General features: G+C 65.3%; 19 protein-coding genes. 18 read left to right on the top strand and 1 reads right to left on the bottom strand.

What is annotated here, in order from left to right; all coding sequences use genetic code 11:
• The first annotated feature begins 9 nt into the window (after positions 1-9).
• The 12 genes from Q1L50_RS02780 (at position 10) to Q1L50_RS02725 (ending at position 10,273) form a co-directional block, all read left to right on the top strand.
• Positions 10-1,212, top strand: coding sequence for a type II secretion system F family protein (locus tag Q1L50_RS02780; protein ID WP_300335741.1), 1,203 nt, complete (start codon positions 10-12; stop codon positions 1,210-1,212).
• Positions 1,209-2,912, top strand: a complete 1,704-nt coding sequence (locus tag Q1L50_RS02775; RefSeq protein WP_300335740.1) for a GspE/PulE family protein — start codon at positions 1,209-1,211, stop codon at positions 2,910-2,912. Before Q1L50_RS02780 ends, Q1L50_RS02775 begins: the two co-directional genes overlap by 4 nt.
• Entirely contained in the window at positions 2,893-3,747 is an 855-nt protein-coding gene (locus Q1L50_RS02770; protein ID WP_300335739.1) for a hypothetical protein, read from the top strand. Before Q1L50_RS02775 ends, Q1L50_RS02770 begins: the two co-directional genes overlap by 20 nt.
• Positions 3,744-4,343: a hypothetical protein gene (locus tag Q1L50_RS02765; RefSeq protein WP_300335737.1), complete on the top strand. Its 600-nt coding sequence runs from the start codon at positions 3,744-3,746 to the stop codon at positions 4,341-4,343. Before Q1L50_RS02770 ends, Q1L50_RS02765 begins: the two co-directional genes overlap by 4 nt.
• Positions 4,340-4,969 carry a hypothetical protein gene (locus tag Q1L50_RS02760; RefSeq protein WP_300335736.1) on the top strand — a complete coding sequence of 210 codons (630 nt, stop codon included), beginning with the start codon at positions 4,340-4,342 and terminating at the stop codon, positions 4,967-4,969. The genes Q1L50_RS02765 and Q1L50_RS02760 overlap by 4 nt, the downstream gene beginning before the upstream one ends.
• Positions 4,966-5,541, top strand: a complete 576-nt coding sequence (locus Q1L50_RS02755) for a hypothetical protein (RefSeq protein WP_300335734.1) — start codon at positions 4,966-4,968, stop codon at positions 5,539-5,541. The genes Q1L50_RS02760 and Q1L50_RS02755 overlap by 4 nt, the downstream gene beginning before the upstream one ends.
• The gene (locus tag Q1L50_RS02750) at positions 5,541-7,925 is read left to right on the top strand and encodes a secretin N-terminal domain-containing protein (RefSeq protein ID WP_300335732.1); all 2,385 of its coding nucleotides are present in this window, start codon (positions 5,541-5,543) and stop codon (positions 7,923-7,925) included. Before Q1L50_RS02755 ends, Q1L50_RS02750 begins: the two co-directional genes overlap by 1 nt.
• Positions 7,926-7,931: 6 nt before the next feature.
• Entirely contained in the window at positions 7,932-8,462 is a 531-nt protein-coding gene (locus Q1L50_RS02745) for a type II secretion system protein (RefSeq protein ID WP_300335730.1), read from the top strand.
• Positions 8,456-8,869 (top strand): prepilin-type N-terminal cleavage/methylation domain-containing protein, encoded by a 414-nt coding sequence (locus Q1L50_RS02740; RefSeq protein WP_300335729.1) that lies wholly within the window; start codon positions 8,456-8,458, stop codon positions 8,867-8,869. The genes Q1L50_RS02745 and Q1L50_RS02740 overlap by 7 nt, the downstream gene beginning before the upstream one ends.
• Before the next feature lie 2 nt (positions 8,870-8,871).
• Positions 8,872-9,525, top strand: coding sequence for a type II secretion system protein (locus Q1L50_RS02735; protein WP_300335728.1), 654 nt, complete (start codon positions 8,872-8,874; stop codon positions 9,523-9,525).
• A 110-nt stretch (positions 9,526-9,635) separates the two neighbouring features.
• Positions 9,636-10,034: a hypothetical protein gene (locus Q1L50_RS02730; protein WP_300335726.1), complete on the top strand. Its 399-nt coding sequence runs from the start codon at positions 9,636-9,638 to the stop codon at positions 10,032-10,034.
• 14 nt (positions 10,035-10,048) lie between these two features.
• Entirely contained in the window at positions 10,049-10,273 is a 225-nt protein-coding gene (locus tag Q1L50_RS02725) for a YMGG-like glycine zipper-containing protein (RefSeq protein WP_300335725.1), read from the top strand.
• A 92-nt stretch (positions 10,274-10,365) separates the two neighbouring features.
• On the opposite strand, the gene Q1L50_RS02720 is transcribed toward Q1L50_RS02725, so the two are convergent.
• Positions 10,366-10,725 (bottom strand): HdeA/HdeB family chaperone, encoded by a 360-nt coding sequence (locus tag Q1L50_RS02720; protein WP_300335724.1) that lies wholly within the window; start codon positions 10,723-10,725, stop codon positions 10,366-10,368.
• A 149-nt stretch (positions 10,726-10,874) separates the two neighbouring features.
• Between Q1L50_RS02720 and gmk the strand changes: the two genes are divergently transcribed.
• The 6 genes from gmk (at position 10,875) to rquA (ending at position 17,171) form a co-directional block, all read left to right on the top strand.
• Entirely contained in the window at positions 10,875-11,483 is a 609-nt protein-coding gene (gmk, locus tag Q1L50_RS02715; RefSeq protein WP_300335722.1) for a guanylate kinase, read from the top strand.
• An 18-nt stretch (positions 11,484-11,501) separates the two neighbouring features.
• A complete protein-coding gene (gene rpoZ, locus Q1L50_RS02710) occupies positions 11,502-11,708 on the top strand; it encodes a DNA-directed RNA polymerase subunit omega (RefSeq protein WP_300335721.1) in 207 nt (68 codons plus the stop codon).
• Positions 11,709-11,783: 75 nt separating this feature from the next.
• Positions 11,784-13,946: a bifunctional (p)ppGpp synthetase/guanosine-3',5'-bis(diphosphate) 3'-pyrophosphohydrolase gene (locus Q1L50_RS02705; RefSeq protein ID WP_300335719.1), complete on the top strand. Its 2,163-nt coding sequence runs from the start codon at positions 11,784-11,786 to the stop codon at positions 13,944-13,946.
• Between the two features lie 112 nt (positions 13,947-14,058).
• Complete coding sequence (locus Q1L50_RS02700; RefSeq protein ID WP_300335717.1) at positions 14,059-15,294, top strand: D-amino acid dehydrogenase; 1,236 nt, start codon at positions 14,059-14,061, stop codon at positions 15,292-15,294.
• 162 nt (positions 15,295-15,456) lie between these two features.
• The gene (locus Q1L50_RS02695; RefSeq protein WP_300335790.1) at positions 15,457-16,245 is read left to right on the top strand and encodes a TatD family hydrolase; all 789 of its coding nucleotides are present in this window, start codon (positions 15,457-15,459) and stop codon (positions 16,243-16,245) included.
• 173 nt (positions 16,246-16,418) lie between these two features.
• Positions 16,419-17,171, top strand: a complete 753-nt coding sequence (rquA, locus tag Q1L50_RS02690; RefSeq protein WP_300335715.1) for a rhodoquinone biosynthesis methyltransferase RquA — start codon at positions 16,419-16,421, stop codon at positions 17,169-17,171.
• Positions 17,172-17,188: the final 17 nt, after the last annotated feature.

Genomic DNA, 17,188 nt, shown 5'->3' with positions numbered 1-17,188 from the left:
GGAGCCAGGATGCGTTTTGAGGTGCGGGCCCTATCTGCCGACAACCTGATCGAAACGCACGCTGTTGACGCCGCCGACGCCGGGGAAGCAGGCCAGCTGCTCCGCCAGCGGCGACTGCAGCCGTTGTCGATCAAAGCGGCCATTGGTGCCGGCGCCGACTCCACTCACACCCCGGGACGCCGCAGCAAGGGCTTTTCACTGCTCCTCTTCAGCACTGAACTGCTGGCTTTGCTGGAGGCCGGGCTGAGTCTGGTGGAGGCTTTCGAAGCGCTGCTCGACAAGGAAAGCTCGGGCGCCGCGCGGGTCATCCTTGAGCGTCTGACCAGGGATCTGCGCGAAGGCCTGCGCTTTTCGGCGGCGCTGGCCCGGCAAAGCGAGATTTTCCCACCCCTTTACGTCGGCATCGTCAGGGCCGCCGAGGGAACCAGCGACCTGCCGCGGGCCTTGTCGCGCTACATCGACTATCAGACGCGGCTGGACACGCTGCGCAACAAGATGCTCAGCGCGGCCATCTACCCGGCGATCCTGCTGGCCGTTGGCAGTGGCGTGACGCTGTTCCTGATGGCCTATGTCGTGCCGCGCTTCGCCGGGGTGTACCAGGGCAGTGGCCGTTCGCTGCCCGTGCTGTCGCAATTGATGCTCGACTGGGGTCAGTTCGTCGGCCAGCACACCGCGACCGTCTTCTGGTCGCTGCTGGCGCTCGCGCTGGCCCTGGCCTACTGGCTGCGGCGCTTCATCCGCAGCGGCCGCTGGATCCTCTTCCTGACGCGCTTGCCGGGAATTGGCGAGCGCGTTCGGGTGATCGAGCTGTCGAGGTTGTATTTGACGACCGGCATGCTGCTGGAAGGCGGTATCCCGATACTGGCGGCGCTCGACATCGTCGGCAATACCGTTTCGCCCACAACGCGCGAGGCGCTGGGCGTTGCCCGTGCGATCATTTCCGACGGCGGCACGCTGTCGCACGGCTTCGACAGCAGTGGCCTGGCGACACCGGTGGCCCTGCGCCTGCTGCGCGTTGGCGAGCGATCAGGGCAGATGGGCGCCATGTTGACCCGTTCGGCGCTGTTCTACGAGAGCGAGAGCGCGCGCTGGATCGAGCGCTTTGCCAAGGTCTTCGAGCCGCTGCTGATGACCGCCATCGGTCTGTTGGTCGGCTTGATCGTGGTCCTGCTGTACATGCCGATCTTTGATTTGGCGGGTACCCTGCAATGAACGCTGCCGCCGATAACGACGGCTACCGTTTCGACGACGCCCTGCTGCATCGCGCCAGGGAGATGGCCGCGGCATCGGGGCGATCGGTGGTCAGCGAGATCGAGGCGCTGACCGGCGTCGACCCGCGGCAGGTGGTCGATGAGCTGGCCCGGCGCTTTCGCCTGACGGTCATGGATACCACCGAGATGCTGGCCTGCGCCGAGGCCTTCGACCTGCTGCCGATGGTCAAGGCGCAGCTGCGCGCTTGTCTGCTGTTGCGCGCGCCGCTGGCCGGCGCCGGCAGTCGGATTATCGGCGTGATCTCGGATCCCTTTGACAGCGACGGCATGGTCTGGCTGAGCAGCCTGGTCGATGCGCCGGTTGATTACTGTCTGGCGCTGCCGGCCGACATCCAGGCCTATCTGTCAAAGCATGAAGAGTCGGTGCATGCGGTCCAGTCGCTGGTGCACGATACCGGCGCGGCGCCGGAGCGCTACCGCAGCGCCGAGGTACTAAGTTTCGCGTCGGTCAGCGGCGCCTCCAGCCCGGCCGTCAAGCTGGTCAATTCAACCGTCTATGACGCGGTCCGAGCCGCCGCCAGCGATGTCCATCTCGAGAGCACGCCGACCGGGATCACCATCAAGTACCGTCTCGACGGGGTGCTCGACACGGTCGCGCAGATCAGCGGCGTGGCGCTCGCCGAACAGGTGGTGTCGCGGCTGAAGGTCCTCGCCGAGCTCGACATCGCCGAGCGCCGAACGCCGCAGGATGGCAGCTTCCGGGTGCAGGTGGCGGGCCGCGACATCGACCTGCGGGTGTCGATCATGCCGAGCATTCACGGCGAGGATGCGGTGGTGCGCATTCTCGACAAACGCGGGGTGATCGAGGCGCACGGGGCGCTGACGCTGGACCTGCTGGGCTTTGACCAGCACTCGCTGAAGGCCTTGCGGCGGCTGGTCGAAGAACCCTACGGGATGCTGCTGGTCACCGGCCCGACCGGCTCGGGCAAGACCACTACGCTGTACGGCGCAATTTCCGAAATCAACAACGGACGCGACAAGATCATCACCATCGAGGACCCGGTCGAGTACCAGTTGCCCGGGGTCCTGCAGATCCCGGTCAATGACAAGAAGGGCCTGACTTTTGCGCGCGGTCTGCGGTCGATCCTGCGGCACGACCCGGACAAGATCATGGTCGGCGAAATCCGCGACCGCGAGACGGCCGAGATCGCCGTCCAGTCGGCGCTGACCGGGCACCTGGTGCTGACCACGGTGCACGCCAACAACGTCTTCGACGTCTTCGGTCGTTTCACGCACATGGGCATCGACCCCTACGCCTTCGCGTCGGCGCTGAACGGCATCTGGGCGCAACGCCTGTTGCGGGTGAATTGTGCGCGCTGTAGCGAGCCGTACGCGCCCAGCGACGCCGAACTCGAACGTTTCGCGATGGCCGCCGACGATCTGGCGCGCTTCGACTTTCGTCGCGGCAGCGGCTGCGGCGACTGTCGCGGTACCGGCTATCGTGGACGCAAGGCGGTTGCCGAGATCCTGAATCTGAACGACGAGTTGCGCGAACTGATCATCGACAAGCGCCCGATCCGGCAGCTGAAGGAAGTGGCGTACCGGAACGGCACTCGCAGCCTGACGGACGCCGCGTTGCGCCTGGTGGCGGGCGGCGAGACCACTCTCGACGAGTTGCGACGTGTCACGCTTTCCGCTTGAGAGACTGCTGCTCGGGTGTTCCGCCGCGCACGCCGTATTGCTGGTCGAGCCGGCGTCGGCAATGCCCGTGCTCGCCGGCCAAGTGCTGGTGGCCGAGGAACGGCTGCCGACAAGCGCCAGCGCCGCCCTGGCCGCCGCCCTGCCAGGCCTGACAGGCCGGCAATCGGAGACACCCGGCCCGGCAGCACGGAATCGACGCTTGATCGTTACCGTCGACGACGGTCTGGCCAGGAGCTTCGTCGTCACGCCACCGCGGGGGACACGCGGACTGCGCGAATTGCGGGCGACCGCGGCGGCCCGCTTCGCGACGCTCTATGGGGCGTCAGCCGAGGACTGGCTCCTGGTCGGCGACTGGCATGCGCGGGTTCCGTTCATCGTCAGCGGGCTGCCGCGCGTGCTCTATCAGGCGCTGCAGCAGCTGGCGCTGACCAACGGCTGGCGCCTCGATTCGGTGAGCCCGGCCTTCGTCCGTGTCTGGAATGGCCTGGGGGCCTCGATTCCGGCAAACGGCTGGCTGCTGGTCGGCTTCGGATCGACGCTGACGCTGCTCGCTACCGGCGACGACCGAATCGCCGGGCTGCGCAGCTTGCGGCTGCCCGCTGCGCCGGACCTGGCCGCGCTAGAGACGCTGCTCGAGCAGGAGATCCTGCGCGCTCCGGCGCAGCTCGAGCGCGGCCGGCAAGCGCTGCTGTGGGCGGGTGCTGCCGAGTGGTTGCCGGTGGCCACCAGCCTTGCCGGCATGGCCTCGCGCACGATCGCCTGCAGAGCACTGGCCAGCAACGCCGGCGAAGCTTCGACAGCCGGTCAACTGGCGCTGGCGGGGAGGAGCCGATGAAGCCGCTGCGCATCGACTTCGTCGAGCGTCCGCCATGGTGCCTGCCGACTTCGCCGCGCGCCAGAGCGACGCTGATCGCTCTCGCGACGGTGCTCCTGCTGCTTGGCGTGGCGCTGGCCTGGACCGCGCTGCAACTCGGCCGTGAACTGGAGGAGGCCTCGCGGGCGATCGCCTGGACGCGGCAGGAGCTGTTTGCGCGGACGCCACCGCCACCCCCGCCGCTGGTCCTTTCGGAGCGCCAGTTGCTGGCGATCAACAGCGCCATCGGGCAGCTGAATACCCCCTGGCCGGCGATGCTGGACGGTTTCGAGAGCGTTGCCACGGCCGACATCGCGTTGCTGCAGATCGAGCCGGACAACCGCCGGCGCCTGGTCAAGGGCGTCGCCGAAGCCAGGGATCACCAGCGGATGCTCGACTACCTGGCGGCGCTCGGGTCGGCTGCGCCCTTTGCTCGGGCGGTGGTCACCAAGCAGGAGATCAACGAACAGGATCCCAACCGGCCACTGCGCTTCGCCTTTGAGGCGCTGCTGGCCGAACCGGCGGCGCCGGCAGCGACGCCTGCCGTGATCCCGGCGCGCGCTCGGGATGGCCAATGAACAGGATCGCGCTGATCGCCGACCGCCTGCGCTTGACCGCCGAGATCTGGCTCCATCGGCACGGCCCGTGGTCGCTGACGCTGGCCATGGCTTTCTGCTCGCTGCTGGCGCTGGCCTTGCTGCTGATCCCTGGCCTGCAAAGCGAACTGGCGGAGCGGCAGACCGAGCAGCAAGCGGTGGTCGACGCGCTTCAGGCGCGCGCGGTGGGCGCCTTGGCGCCGCCCGAGCCGCCGCGGTCAACATCCGAGCGCCACTATCGGGCTTTCCGGCAGATCCTCGCCGACGAGAGCCAGGTGCTGCCAAGTATCCAGGCGGTGCTCGATTCGGCGGTCAGCCACCAACTGCTTGCCACCCGTGCCGAGTACCAGCGCGGCCAGGATCCGCTGGTGCCGGCCGAGACCCTGCAGATGACCGTGCCGGTGAGGGGGCGCTATGCCGACGTTCGTCGCTGGATCGAAGAGATCCTCGCCACGCAGCCTTTCGTCGCGGTCGACGAACTGGGCTTCAAACGCGAGGAAATCGGCATTGACCAGCTTGAGGCCAGGCTTCGCCTGACCATCTGGCACCGGCCGGCCAGGTCTTCCGAGCGCGTTGGCGGGGTCGCTGCGGCCGAGGTGGAGCGGTGAGCGCACGTCGTCTGACCCTCTTCACCTTTCTGGTGTTGGCAGCCTGGCTGGCGCTGTTCGGCGACAAGACGCCGACTGACCGGAATACCGGCGAGGAGGTCGCCGCGCTGCCGGCGAGAACAGCCGGCGGCTGGAGTGGCGAGGTCTCGAACCCTCGCCGCGCCGGCCGCCCACCGCCTGGCTCGCGGGCGCTGGCCGACCTGGCCTCTGCGAACCTTGAAGTGGCGGCCTTGATTCCACGCCAGCAACTGATTCCGGCCGCCGCCGATGGACAGGAGAGTCGGGACCTGTTCCCGCCGCTGAGCTGGACGCCGCCGCCGCCGCTGCCCGAAAAATCGGCCAATCCGCCGCCGCCGATGGCACCACCGGTCCCCTTCGTGTACCTTGGCAAGAAACTGGAAGGCGGCCAGTGGGAAGCCTATCTGGGATTCGGCGAGCAGGTGTTCATCGTCCGCGCGGGGATGACGCTCGCCGGCACCTACCAAGTCAAGGCCGTCAGCCCGCCGACCCTGACCTTGATTTACCTGCCACTCAAGCAGTCACAGACCATCCCGATCGGAGAATCGCCATAGTGAACGAGGAAAAATCGGGCCCGCGGCGACCGGCAGCCTGGCGGCGTCGCTGCCTGGGCGTGACGGCTGCGCTGCTGTTGGCCGGCTGCGCTGCGCAGAACGCGTTTCAGGAAGGGCAGGCGCTGCTGGCGGCCGAACAGGTCGACGCCGGGCTGGCCAGAATCCAGGAAGCCATACGCCTTGAACCCGCGTCGGCCGAGTATCGCGTCGCCTATCTCCAAGCCAGGGAACGCGCCGTCAGCGCCAGTATCGCCAAGGGCGAACGCGCTGTCGTCGAAGCGCGTTACGACGCTGCCAACGTGGCCTTCCAGCGGGCGCTGGTGTTGCAGCCTGGCAACGAACGGGCGCTGGCGGGTTTGCAACTGGTCGAAACGGCACGCCGTCACGGCAGCCTGTACGCCGAAGCGGCCGCCGCCTGGAACCGCCAGGACGCAGAAGCAGCGCGGGCCAGTCTGCGCAGGATCCTGGCGGCCAACCCCAGCCACGAGCGTGCCCTCGCCCTGCTGCGGCTGATCGACGATAGCAGCACCCGGATCGCCAAGGATTCGGTGCTCGCTGCCGCGTACCGGAAGCCGATCACCATCGAATTCAGGGACACCCCGGTGAAGACTGTCTTTGAGGTCATTTCGCGAACATCGGGGTTGAACTTCATTTTCGACAAGGACGTGCGCGCCGACCAGAAAGCCACGCTGTTCCTCCGCAACAGCACCATCGAGGCGGCGATCAACCTGCTGCTGCTGACCAATCAGCTCGAGCAGCGCGTCCTCGATGGCAACTCGATCCTGATTTACCCGAATACACCGGTCAAGCAGCGGGAGTATCAGGCGCTGACCGTCAAGACCTTCTACCTCGCGAATTCCGATGCCAAGACCGTTGCCACCACCCTCAAGACGATGCTCAAGAGCAAGGACCTGGTGGTCGACGAGAAGCTCAACCTGGTGATGCTCCGCGACACTCCGGAGGCGATCAGGCTGGCTGAGAAGCTGGTTGCCTTGCAGGACGTGCCTGAACCCGAGGTGCTGCTCGAAGTGGAGATCCTCGAGGTCAAGCGCTCGCGGCTGCAGGCGCTGGGGGTCAACTGGCCCGACAACATGGCCCTGCGAGCGCTTCCTGTCGACGCCCTGACCCTGAAAGCACTGGGCAACATCACCTCGGCGACGACTGGCGTGACCGTCGGGCCGGTGATCATCCGCGCCAATCAACTCGACACCGACGTCAATCTGCTGGCCAATCCCCGTATCCGCGCGCGCAATCGCGAGAAGGCCAAGATCCTGATTGGCGAGCGCGTGCCGAACATCACCTCGACTATTACAGTGGGTTTTTCCACCGAGTCGATCACCTACATCGATGTCGGCCTGAAGCTCGATGTCGAACCGACGATCTATCTCGATAACGAGGTGGCGATGAAGATCACACTGGAAGTGAGCAACATCGTCAACCGCATCGAGACCAAATCCGGCACCGTCGCCTATCAGATCGGCACGCGCACGGCAACCAGCGTCCTGCGCCTCAAGGACGGCGAGAACCAGTTGCTGGCCGGACTGATCAGCGACGAGGACCGGCGAACGGCCAGCAAGTTTCCTTTCCTGGGCGAGATCCCCATTCTCGGCCGCCTGTTCGGGAGTCACTCCGACGAGGGGATCAAGACCGAGATCGTGCTCTCGATCACGCCACGCATCATTCGCAACATTCAGCGCCCCGAGGCTCATCTTTCGGAGTTCGATGGTGGAACCGAAAGCAATTTCCGTGGCCAGCTCGCTGGCAGCGGCGGTGGCCCGGGGTTCGGCGCGGCTGCCGCGGCGGCGGCCTCGCCGCCAGGCGCGGTGGCCTACCCGGCTGGCGCCGAGGCAGCCAGGAGCGAAACGCTGAACAATCCGCTGGCGCTGGTGCCGACACCGGCGGCAGCCGAGGGCGGATCGCCGCCGGCGTCGGCGTCGGCGGCAGATCCGGAGGCTGCCGCTCAACCCGGTGGGTCGGCGCAGTTGCTCTGGCAGGGCCCGACACAACTCAAGGCTGGCGACACCCTGGCGTTGCAACTGGTGATGCAGGCGGACCGGCCGGTGGTCAGCCTGCCCCTGGCGATCGGTTTCGATCCGCGCGTCCTGCAGGTCGTCGATGTCAGCGAGGGTGGCTTTCTTGGCCAGGGTGGCGCGCAGACCAGCTTCACCTATCGCGTCGATCCGGGCGGTCAGGTGCTGATGACCGCGACCCGATCAGGTGCTGGCGGCGCCACTGCTCCGGACGTCGTGGCCACGGTCAACTTCCGCGCCGTGGCGCCAGGTGACTCGCGCATCGAGCTGATCACCATCGCTCCGGTCGCTGCGGGTGGGGGGACGATCAGCGCCAATCTGCCGGGGCCGCACGTGTTGACCGTTGTCCGGTGATCGAAGATGGCATCGACCGCGTGTTCCTCGCGCCTGCGCACGCCGCTGCTCGGCCCGGCGGCCGGCTGCCGCTGGCAGGGCTTCTCGCTGATCGAGTTGCTGATTACGCTGGCCGTGGTCGCCGTTCTCGCCGGGGTCGTTGTTCCGGTCGCCCAGACCGCCGTGCAGCGTGGCAAGGAACAGGATCTCCGAATCGCCTTGCGCGAGCTGCGCGGCGCGATCGATCGTTACAAGAAGGCCGGTGACGAAGGCCGCATCCGCAAGGCCACGACCGACAGTGGCTACCCGGCGACACTGCAGATCCTGCTCGAAGGTGAAGACGATCTGCGCGACCCCAAGCACCGCAAGATCTACTTCTTGCGCCGCATTCCCCGTGATCCGATGCATCCGGAGAGCAGGGTGGCGCCGGCCGACACCTGGGCCAAGCGGTCCTACGCCAGCGAACCCGACAATCCCCGTGAAGGCGACGATGTGTACGACGTCTACTCGCAATCCGCCGGCATCGGGCTGAACGGCGTCCCCTACCGCCAATGGTGACGGCCGGCAGGCAGCGCCGCCAGCCGGGGCGGCGCGCGCACGGGGGGTTCACGCTGATCGAGTTGCTGGTCGTGTTATCGATCATCGCGCTGCTGCTGACCCTGGCGGTACCCCGCTACTTCCATAGCATCGAAGTCTCCAAGGAGGCGGTCCTGCGCGAGAATCTGCACCTGGTTCGAGAAACGATAGACAAGTTCTACGGCGACAAGGGGCGCTATCCCGACAGTCTTGATGAACTGGTCAGCGAAAAGTATCTGCGCTCGCTGCCCTACGACCCGATCACCGGCAGTGCCAGCACCTGGACGCTGATCGCGCCCGCTACCGCCGACGCCCGGGGCGGGGTCTACGACCTGAAGAGCGGTGCGCCGGGCGCCACCCGCGACGGCAAACCATTCGCCGAGCTGTAGCGATGGCGCGCGCTCGCTTTCGCAGCACCGGCGGCGGCAGCGGCGAGGCCGGCTTCAGCTACCTCGCGCTGCTGATCCTGGTGGCCATCCTGGCACTGGCGACCAGTGGTCTGCTGACGCTGGGCAGCATCGTCCAGCGGCGTCAGGCCGAGCAGCGACTGCTCGAGGTCGGCGCCAGTTATCGGCAGGCGATTTCCAGCTATCTGAACAGCAGTCCGGCGGGTGACCGCCGCTACCCCGGTACGCTGGCCGAGTTGCTCAGGGATCCCCGCCATCCCGGTGTGCTTAGGCATATTCGGCAACTCTACGCGGACCCGATTAGCGGACGCCAGGAGTGGGGACTGATCGTCGCCCCCGGCGGTGGCATCATGGGCGTACATAGTCTGTCGAAGGCGCAGCCGATCAAGGTCAGCGAATTCGACCCCGAGGATGCGTCCTTCGAAGGTGCCTCAAGCTATTCCGGTTGGCTCTTCGTCGCGCTACCTTCAGCCGCAGGTCCGCTTTCTGCGCCCGGCCAGGGGGGCGAGACGCCGGGTTCGCTACCGACCCTGGACGGTTCGCCGGTTGCCGGCGGTCTGGAGCCGCAGAATCCCGCGATGGTTCCCGCTCAAGTGCCGGCGCCGACGCCTCTTCCGTTGGCCCCCGGGGGCGGGTAGAGCGGATCGCACTGCTCGTCGAGGGCCGCAATCACCGCCCCGCAGTCAGATTTCGCTTCAAACGCCCAGCCTGCTGTGATAGCGTCTAGCTTCCTGTCTTGGAGGGAAGCATGATGATTACTGGATCGCGTTTTCGGAAATTGAGGTATGCAGTGTCGGCCGCCTCGGTGGCCCTGCTGTTTACCGGCGGCGCTGTTGGTGCCGAGGAGGTGCCGCTGGTTGATGGGACGCACTGGACGACGTCCGCTCCGGATGTCAAGAAGGCCTATCTGGTCGGCCTGGCCAATGCCATCCAGATCGAGATGGCGTATGAGGCCGACGGCATGCCTGCTGCGGCTGCGGACGGTTTTTCGTCAACCGTGGTCAAGGGAATGAAGGGCCAGACCTTGAGCGCCGCGCTCGAAGTCGTGGACAAGTGGTACGCGGCACATCCCGAGAGCTTGCGGCGACCCGTGGTCGAGACGATCTGGTTCGAAATGGTGGTCCCAGGACTTGGCAAGAACAAATAGCGGAGGCGAGAGAGATGAAAACAACGGGATTAGCACTAGCGACCGCTGCGGCCGTCGCCCTGATGGGTTGCACGAACATGACGCCGCGCGAGCAGGGGACGGTCAGCGGTGCGGCGATTGGCGCCGCGGCGGGGGCGGGTATTGCCGCCATCTCGGGGGGCAACGGGTGGACCGGGGCCGCGATTGGCGGGATCGTTGGCGGAACGGTCGGCAATCTCAAGGGCAAACAGCAGCAGTAGCGCCATGGATGCTCGGCCGGGGTCTGGCCCGCCCAGGAACTGCCAAGCCTCCCAGCGAATCCTTTCCCCGAGAGCCGCGGCAGCGGCTCTTCCTACTTGGTGATCGCTGCGTTGCGGCCGGAAAACTGGTCGCTCAGGCGAAAAGCCGCATCGCTGAAGTCACCGCGCGGCTGGGACTTGCAGTAGCGCGTGATGTGCTGTTCGACAGTGCCGCTGGAGATCGTCGATACCTGCTGGCTGCGGTTGGCGTAATTGTGGCCGGTGAGGACGCCGCGCACCCACACGACGTAGAGCGCACGTTGTTCGGCATCGTTGGTCGATTCGGCCCAGGCGCGACACGACATGTCGTCAAAGCCGAGGATCTTGACCGGGATCTCGGCAGCGGCGGCTGGGTTTGTCGCCAGCACGGCAAGCGACAGGACAGCGCGATGCAGGCACTTCCATCGGGACATTGAGTGGCTCCTTGCCAGGTGATCGTGTGAAGGCTCTGATTGTCCACGGTAAGGGGCAAGTAGTCCATGCCGGCCAAGCGCTGCGGTGATGTGCCGCCGAGCGTGTCACGCGTACAATCGCGTTTCCGCATTCGCTGGCCGAGATCACCATGACCGGACAACTGTACATCGTCGCAGCTCCTTCCGGTGCTGGCAAGACGACGCTGGTGCGGGCCTTGCTCCAGAACGATCCGGGGATCCAGCTGTCAATTTCCCACACCACCCGCGCGCCGCGGGTTGGTGAACGCGATGGTTTCGCGTACCACTTCGTCGGCGTGCAGGACTTTCTCGAGAAGGTGCGGAATGGCGATTTCATCGAGTGGGCGCAAGTGCACGGCAACTACTACGGTACCTCGACCAGTGGCCTGGAGGCGGCCGTGCAGGCCGGCCAGGAGGTGCTGCTCGAGATTGACTGGCAGGGCGCGCAGCAGGTGCGGCGCCTGTTTCCGGCCGCAATCGGCGTCTACATCCTGCCGCCTTCGGTCGATGAACTTGAACGCCGCCTTTGCGGGCGGGGAACGGACAATGCCGAAACGATCGCTCGCCGCGTCGCCGCCGCGCGCGACGAGATGCGGCATGTGGCTGAATTCGACTATGTTATTATCAACGACGACCGGCAGCGGGCCTTGCGCGACCTGATGACGGTGATTCACGCGTCGCGACTCCGCTACGCTGTACAGCGTCAGCGTCATTCCGGCCTGTTCGCAACAATGCTCTGACTCTGGTGGGAGATTTACATGGCAAGAGTAACCGTGGACGACTGTCTGCAGCGTATTCCGAATCGTTTCCAGATGACCCTGGCGGCAACTTTCCGGGCGCGGCAGCTGACCGCCGGTGCTTCGCCGCTGATTGACCCCGGCCGCGACAAACCGACGGTAATCGCCCTGCGCGAACTGGCAGCGGGGATGGTCGGTCTGGAAGTCCTCAACCGCGGTCAAGCCTGACCGCTGCACGACTTGCTTGCCCCGTGTGTAATCGCCGATCCGGTTGCCGCAGCAAGCACACCGGCTGAGCCAGCGGTGGCAGATCACCCCTCCGAGTTCCTCCCGCCCGAGGACGATCCGGCCTACCGGGTTTTCATCGACAGTCTGAGCTACCTGCCGCCGGAAGAAATCCAACTCGTCCGGCGGGCTTATCTTTTCAGCGAGGAAGCGCATCGCGGGCAGCTGCGCCTGTCAGGCGAGCCCTACATCACGCACCCGTTGGCGGTGGCCGGCGCGATCGCCGAGTGGCAGATGGATGTAGAGGGCGTCGTCGCCGCCCTCCTGCACGACGTGATGGAGGATACGTCGGTCTGCAAGGGCGAGATCGTCGAGCGTTTCGGCAAGTCGGTTGCCGATCTGGTCGACGGCCTGTCGAAGCTCGACAAGATCGAGTTTCAGTCGCAGGAAGACGCGCAAGCGGAAAACTTCCGCAAGATGCTGATGGCCATGGCCAGCGACTTGCGGGTGGTGCTGATCAAGCTTGCCGACCGCCACCACAATCTGCAGACGATGGCTGCCGTGCGCGCCGAAAAGCGTCGCCGCATCGCCCGCGAGACGCTAGAGATCTACGCCCCGATTGCCAACCGCCTCGGTCTCAACAAGCTGTTCAGCGAACTGCAGGATCTCTCGTTTCAGCTGATCTATCCGATGCGCGCTCGTGTGCTGGGGCGCGCGCTGAAGGCCGCGCGTGGTAACCGGCGCGAGCTGCTGTCACGGATTCTCGAAGGGATCAAGGGCAAGCTGCGCAGCGCCAACATCGAGGCGCAGGTTTTCGGTCGCGAGAAAAGTTTGTATTCGATCTACCGCAAGATGCTCGACAAGCGCCTCTCCTTCTCGCAAGTGCTGGACGTTTACGGTTTTCGGGTGGTGGTCAACGACGTGCCCACCGCTTATCTCGCGCTGGGCGCGCTGCATGCTCTCTACAAGCCGGTACCCGGGAAGTTCAAGGATTACATCGCGATCGCCAAGCCCAACGGCTATCAGTCGTTGCACACCACGCTGATTGGTCCGCACGGGACGCCGTTCGAGTTGCAGATACGCACCGAGGCGATGGACAATGTCGCGCAGGAGGGGATCGCCTCGCACTGGCTGTACAAGGATTCCGAGTCTTTCGGGGTAGACCTGCAGCAGAAAACGACCAAGTGGTTCCACTCGCTGCTGGACCTGCAGAGTGCGACCGGCGATTCGTCCGAGTTTCTCGAGCACGTCAAGGTCGATCTCTTTCCGCACGAGATCTACGTGTTCACCCCCAAGGGTAAGATCATCCCCTTGCCGCGCGGTGCGACGGCGGTCGACCTGGCGTACGCCGTGCACAGCGATATCGGTAATCAAGCGGTCATGGCACGCGTCAATTTCAACATGGTGCCGCTGGTGACCGAACTGACCAACGGCGATCGCGTCGAGGTTGTCACCGCTGCCGACGCCCATCCGCTCGCCGATTGGCTCAATCACGTCAAGACCGGCCGCGCCCGCAGCAAGATTCGCCACTACCTCAAGACCGCGCAGAACGACGAGTCTACGGCGCTTGGCGAGAAGATGCTCGGGCAGGAATTGCGGGCGCTCGGTGTGGCGGCCTCCGAGGTGCCGGTTGCGAGGTGGAAGAGCGTCCTTCGTGATTCCGGCAACAAGCTGATCAAGGAGGTCTATACCGACATCGGTCTCGGTTTTCGCCTCGCCGGTGTCGTTGCTCGCCGCCTGCTGACCCTGGAGGATACGTCGCAGGCAGCCGACAAGCCGGCATCCTCGCTGCTGGTCCGGGGGAGTGAAGGGATGGCCGTTCAGTTTGCTCCTTGCTGCCAGCCGATTCCCGGTGATCCGATCATCGGCTCGATCTGGAAGGGGAAAGGCCTGGTCATTCATACCCACGACTGCCCGGCCATCCGCAAGGCGCGCAGCGCCAAGCCAGCCAAGTGGATCGATGTCGAGTGGGAGCCGGAGCCCGGCAAGCTGTTCAGCGTTCGCCTGCAGATCGTCGTGCAGAACACCCTCGGCGCTTTGGGAAGGATCGCCACCGAGATCTCGAGCTCCGGAACGAACATCGAGCACGTCAATATGGACGACAAGCGTCCGGGTTTGTATACGACACTGCATTTTACCGTCCAGGTCGCCGATCGCACGGCGCTGGCGCGGCTGATGCGCAGCCTGCGGCGCATACCGGAGGTAGTCCGCATTGCTCGTGATCAAGGACTTCCCGCTTGAACCTCCTGGCCGCGGTTGATCGCCCGTTTCGTCACCGAGCGCTCGCCGCGGACGGGCATTCGCGATCCTTCTCGCCCGCCCGCGTCGGAACCGCGCAGCGGCGGTTTACCGGTTGAAGATTCTCGTCCTTGGCGCCGGTGTCGTTGGCGTCACCAGTGCCTGGTATCTGGCCCGGGCTGGACATCAGGTGACGGTGCTCGATCGCCAGCCTGCGGCCGGACTGGAAACCAGTTTCGCCAACGGTGGCCAGATTTCGGTCTCGCACGCCGAGCCGTGGGCGAATCCGCATGCGCCACTGCGCGCGCTGGCCTGGATGCGGCGCGAGGACGCACCCTTGCTCTTCCGTTTGCGCTGGGACGCTGCACTGCTGGACTGGAGTCTGTGCTTCTTGCGCGAGTGCACGGCGCGAAGAACGCGCGACAATATCCGTCACATCGTCGCGCTGGCGCTCTATAGCCGTCGCCAATTGCGCGAGCTGCGCGCTGAAACGTCGCTGGTCTACGATCATCTCGAACGTGGCATCCTGCACATTTACACGGACCGGCGCGAGTTTGCGGCAGCGGTCAAGGCGGCGGCCGTGATGCGTGACTTCGGCTGCGAACGGCAAACGGTCAGCGTCGAGGAATGCCTGGCCATCGAACCGGCGCTCGCTCCGGCGGCACCGCTGCTGGTGGGTGGTGACTATACGGCCAGCGACGAATCCGGTGACGCGCATCGCTTCACGCAGCAGCTTGCCGACCGCTGCGCGGCGCGTGGCGTTGTTTTCCGCTATGGCGTCGCGGTGGACAAGCTGACCGCCGTGGCCGGCCGTGTCGAGGGTGTGCTGGCGGCTGGCGAACTGTACCAGGCCGACGCCTATGTCGCCGCGCTCGGAAGTTACACGCCGTTGTTGTTGCGCCCGCTCGGCCTGCGTTTGCCGGTCTATCCGGCGAAGGGCTACTCGGCGACCGTCCCGCTCGGCGAGGACAGCGTCGCGCCGACCGTCAGTATGACCGACGACGGCCACAAGATCGTCTTTTCGCGTCTCGGTCAACGCCTGCGAATCGCCGGGACAGCCGAGTTCAACGGCTACAACACCGAGCTCAACGCGGTCCGTTGTGCGGCCTTGATGCGCCGGGCCGACGAGCTCTTTCCGAATCTGCGCGCCGCCGGCGAAGTCAAATTCTGGTGCGGTCTTCGTCCGGCGACGCCGTCGAACGTGCCCTTGATCGGACGCTCGGCAATTGCCAATCTGTACCTTAATACCGGCCACGGTACGCTTGGCTGGACGATGGCCTGCGGCTCCGGCGCGGCGCTGGCCGACATCGTCAGCGGCTGTCCGCCCGAGCCGAACTTCAGGTTTCTCTGAAGCAACGCCGACCAGCCCGGACACCTGGCCGCGTGCGAACGGTGATCGGCGACACCAACAGCCCGGTTCGCGCGCTTCGACGGCCGGCGCCGGCGGGCACTGCGGGAGTTCGCCCGGATAACTTCCACGGTCCGGGGAGGTCAATGGAGCGCTTCTTTCGTGATCCTGATTGACACGCATTGCCACTTCGCGGCCGCCGATTTCGCGACCGACCGTGATGCCCTCGCGGCGGCAGCTGGCGCCGCCGGCATCCAAGCAATGGTCGTACCGGCTGTCGACGTCGCGAGCTTTGCCGAGGTGAGCGCCTGTTGCGCGCGCTACTCGGCGTGTGCCGCTGCTTTCGGAATTCATCCGTTATACGTCCGGCACGCCAGCGAGAGTGACCTGAAGCGCTTGCGCGAGTGTCTCGCGGACGCGATGGCCGGGCCCGAACGGCCGGTTGCCGTCGGCGAGATCGGCCTGGACTTCTTCGTCACTGATCCCGGGGTAGAGCGGCAGGAGCATTTCTTCATCGAGCAACTGAAAATCGCCCGGGAAACCGGCCTGCCGGTGCTTCTGCACGTCCGTCGTGCGGTTGATCAGGTGCTCAAGAACCTGCGCCGGATCAAGGTCAGGGGTGGTATCGCGCACGCATTCAATGGCAGTCGGCAGCAGGCGGAAGAGTTCATCAAGCTGGGCTTCAAGCTCGGTTTCGGGGGGGCTCTGAGCTATCCTGGATCGACGCGGATCCGCCGCCTGGCCGCTTCGTTGCCGCTTGAGGCGATCGTTCTTGAAACCGACGCACCCGACATGCCGCCGGCGTGGTTGGCGGGCGGTCGGAATACGCCGCTGCAACTGCCTCGAATCAACGAGGTGCTGGCTGGCCTGCGGGGCATCGACGCCGGTCTACTGGCGCGCGTGACATCGGCGAATGCACTGGCCGTGCTGCCCGAGTTGCGTTTGCCCGGTTGATCGGTTACGTTACCGCCTGACTGCTTCGGGCTTCCGAGTTTTTCGAATGAGTGAGCGGCGGGGCAGGAAATGAGCAGGGCGTGGGACGGGTGCTTTGGAGCGCGCAAGTGCGATGCGCGTGCTTCGCTGCGGCTGGGCGTGCTGCTGAAGATAACCAATGGCATCCTCACAAAATGAAAAACCACCTGGATGGACCGGCAGCCACCTGCGTCGCCGTGAAGGAAAGAGCGCCCGCTGTACCGCACTATCTGCAGGCGCATTACTGGTGGGCTTACGTCCATCCGCGTGCGGTCCATGTCTTCGAGCGGCAGTGGTTGGTAAACCTGATTCTCTGGGGCAACTACAAGCGCTTGTGCAATGCTGTGTTTCATGATTTCGGTCATGATCTTCCGGGTCGTACGCTGCAGATCGCCTGCGCCTACGGCGATCTGACGCCCAGACTGGTCGATTGCGTGGCGCCGGGAGGTTCGCTGGAGATCGCCGACATTCTGCCGATACAGCTTGACAATCTGGCCAGCAAGTTGCCGCCGGATGCGCCGATCAAGCTGCATTGCATGGATTCCGCGGCGCTGGGTTTCGCAGACGCAAGCTTCGACCGGGCCTTGCTGTTCTTCCTGTTGCATGAACAGCCGCAAGCGGTGCGCGAACGCACTCTGGCGGAGGCGCTGCGGGTCGTCCGTCCGGGCGGGACGCTGACCATCGTTGACTATGCGCCGCCCAATCGCTTCAATCCCTTACGCTATTTCTGGAAGCCTGTACTGGACCGCCTGGAGCCTTTTGCGCACGACCTGTTCCGCGAGGAGGTCGCCGCATGGTTGCCGAAAGATGGCTCGTTCGTCACGGTCAGCAAGCAGCGCTTCTTCGGTGGCATGTATCAGATGTTGACCCTCAGGCTGGTCGAGCCGAACAGCGGATCGGCGAACTGACGGATAGCTTATCGGCA

The organism is Accumulibacter sp. (genome assembly GCF_029255145.1).
GTDB lineage: Bacteria > Pseudomonadota > Gammaproteobacteria > Burkholderiales > Rhodocyclaceae > Accumulibacter.
Note: the sequence above shows the minus strand (reverse complement) of the source record. Positions and strands in the feature narration are given on the sequence as shown.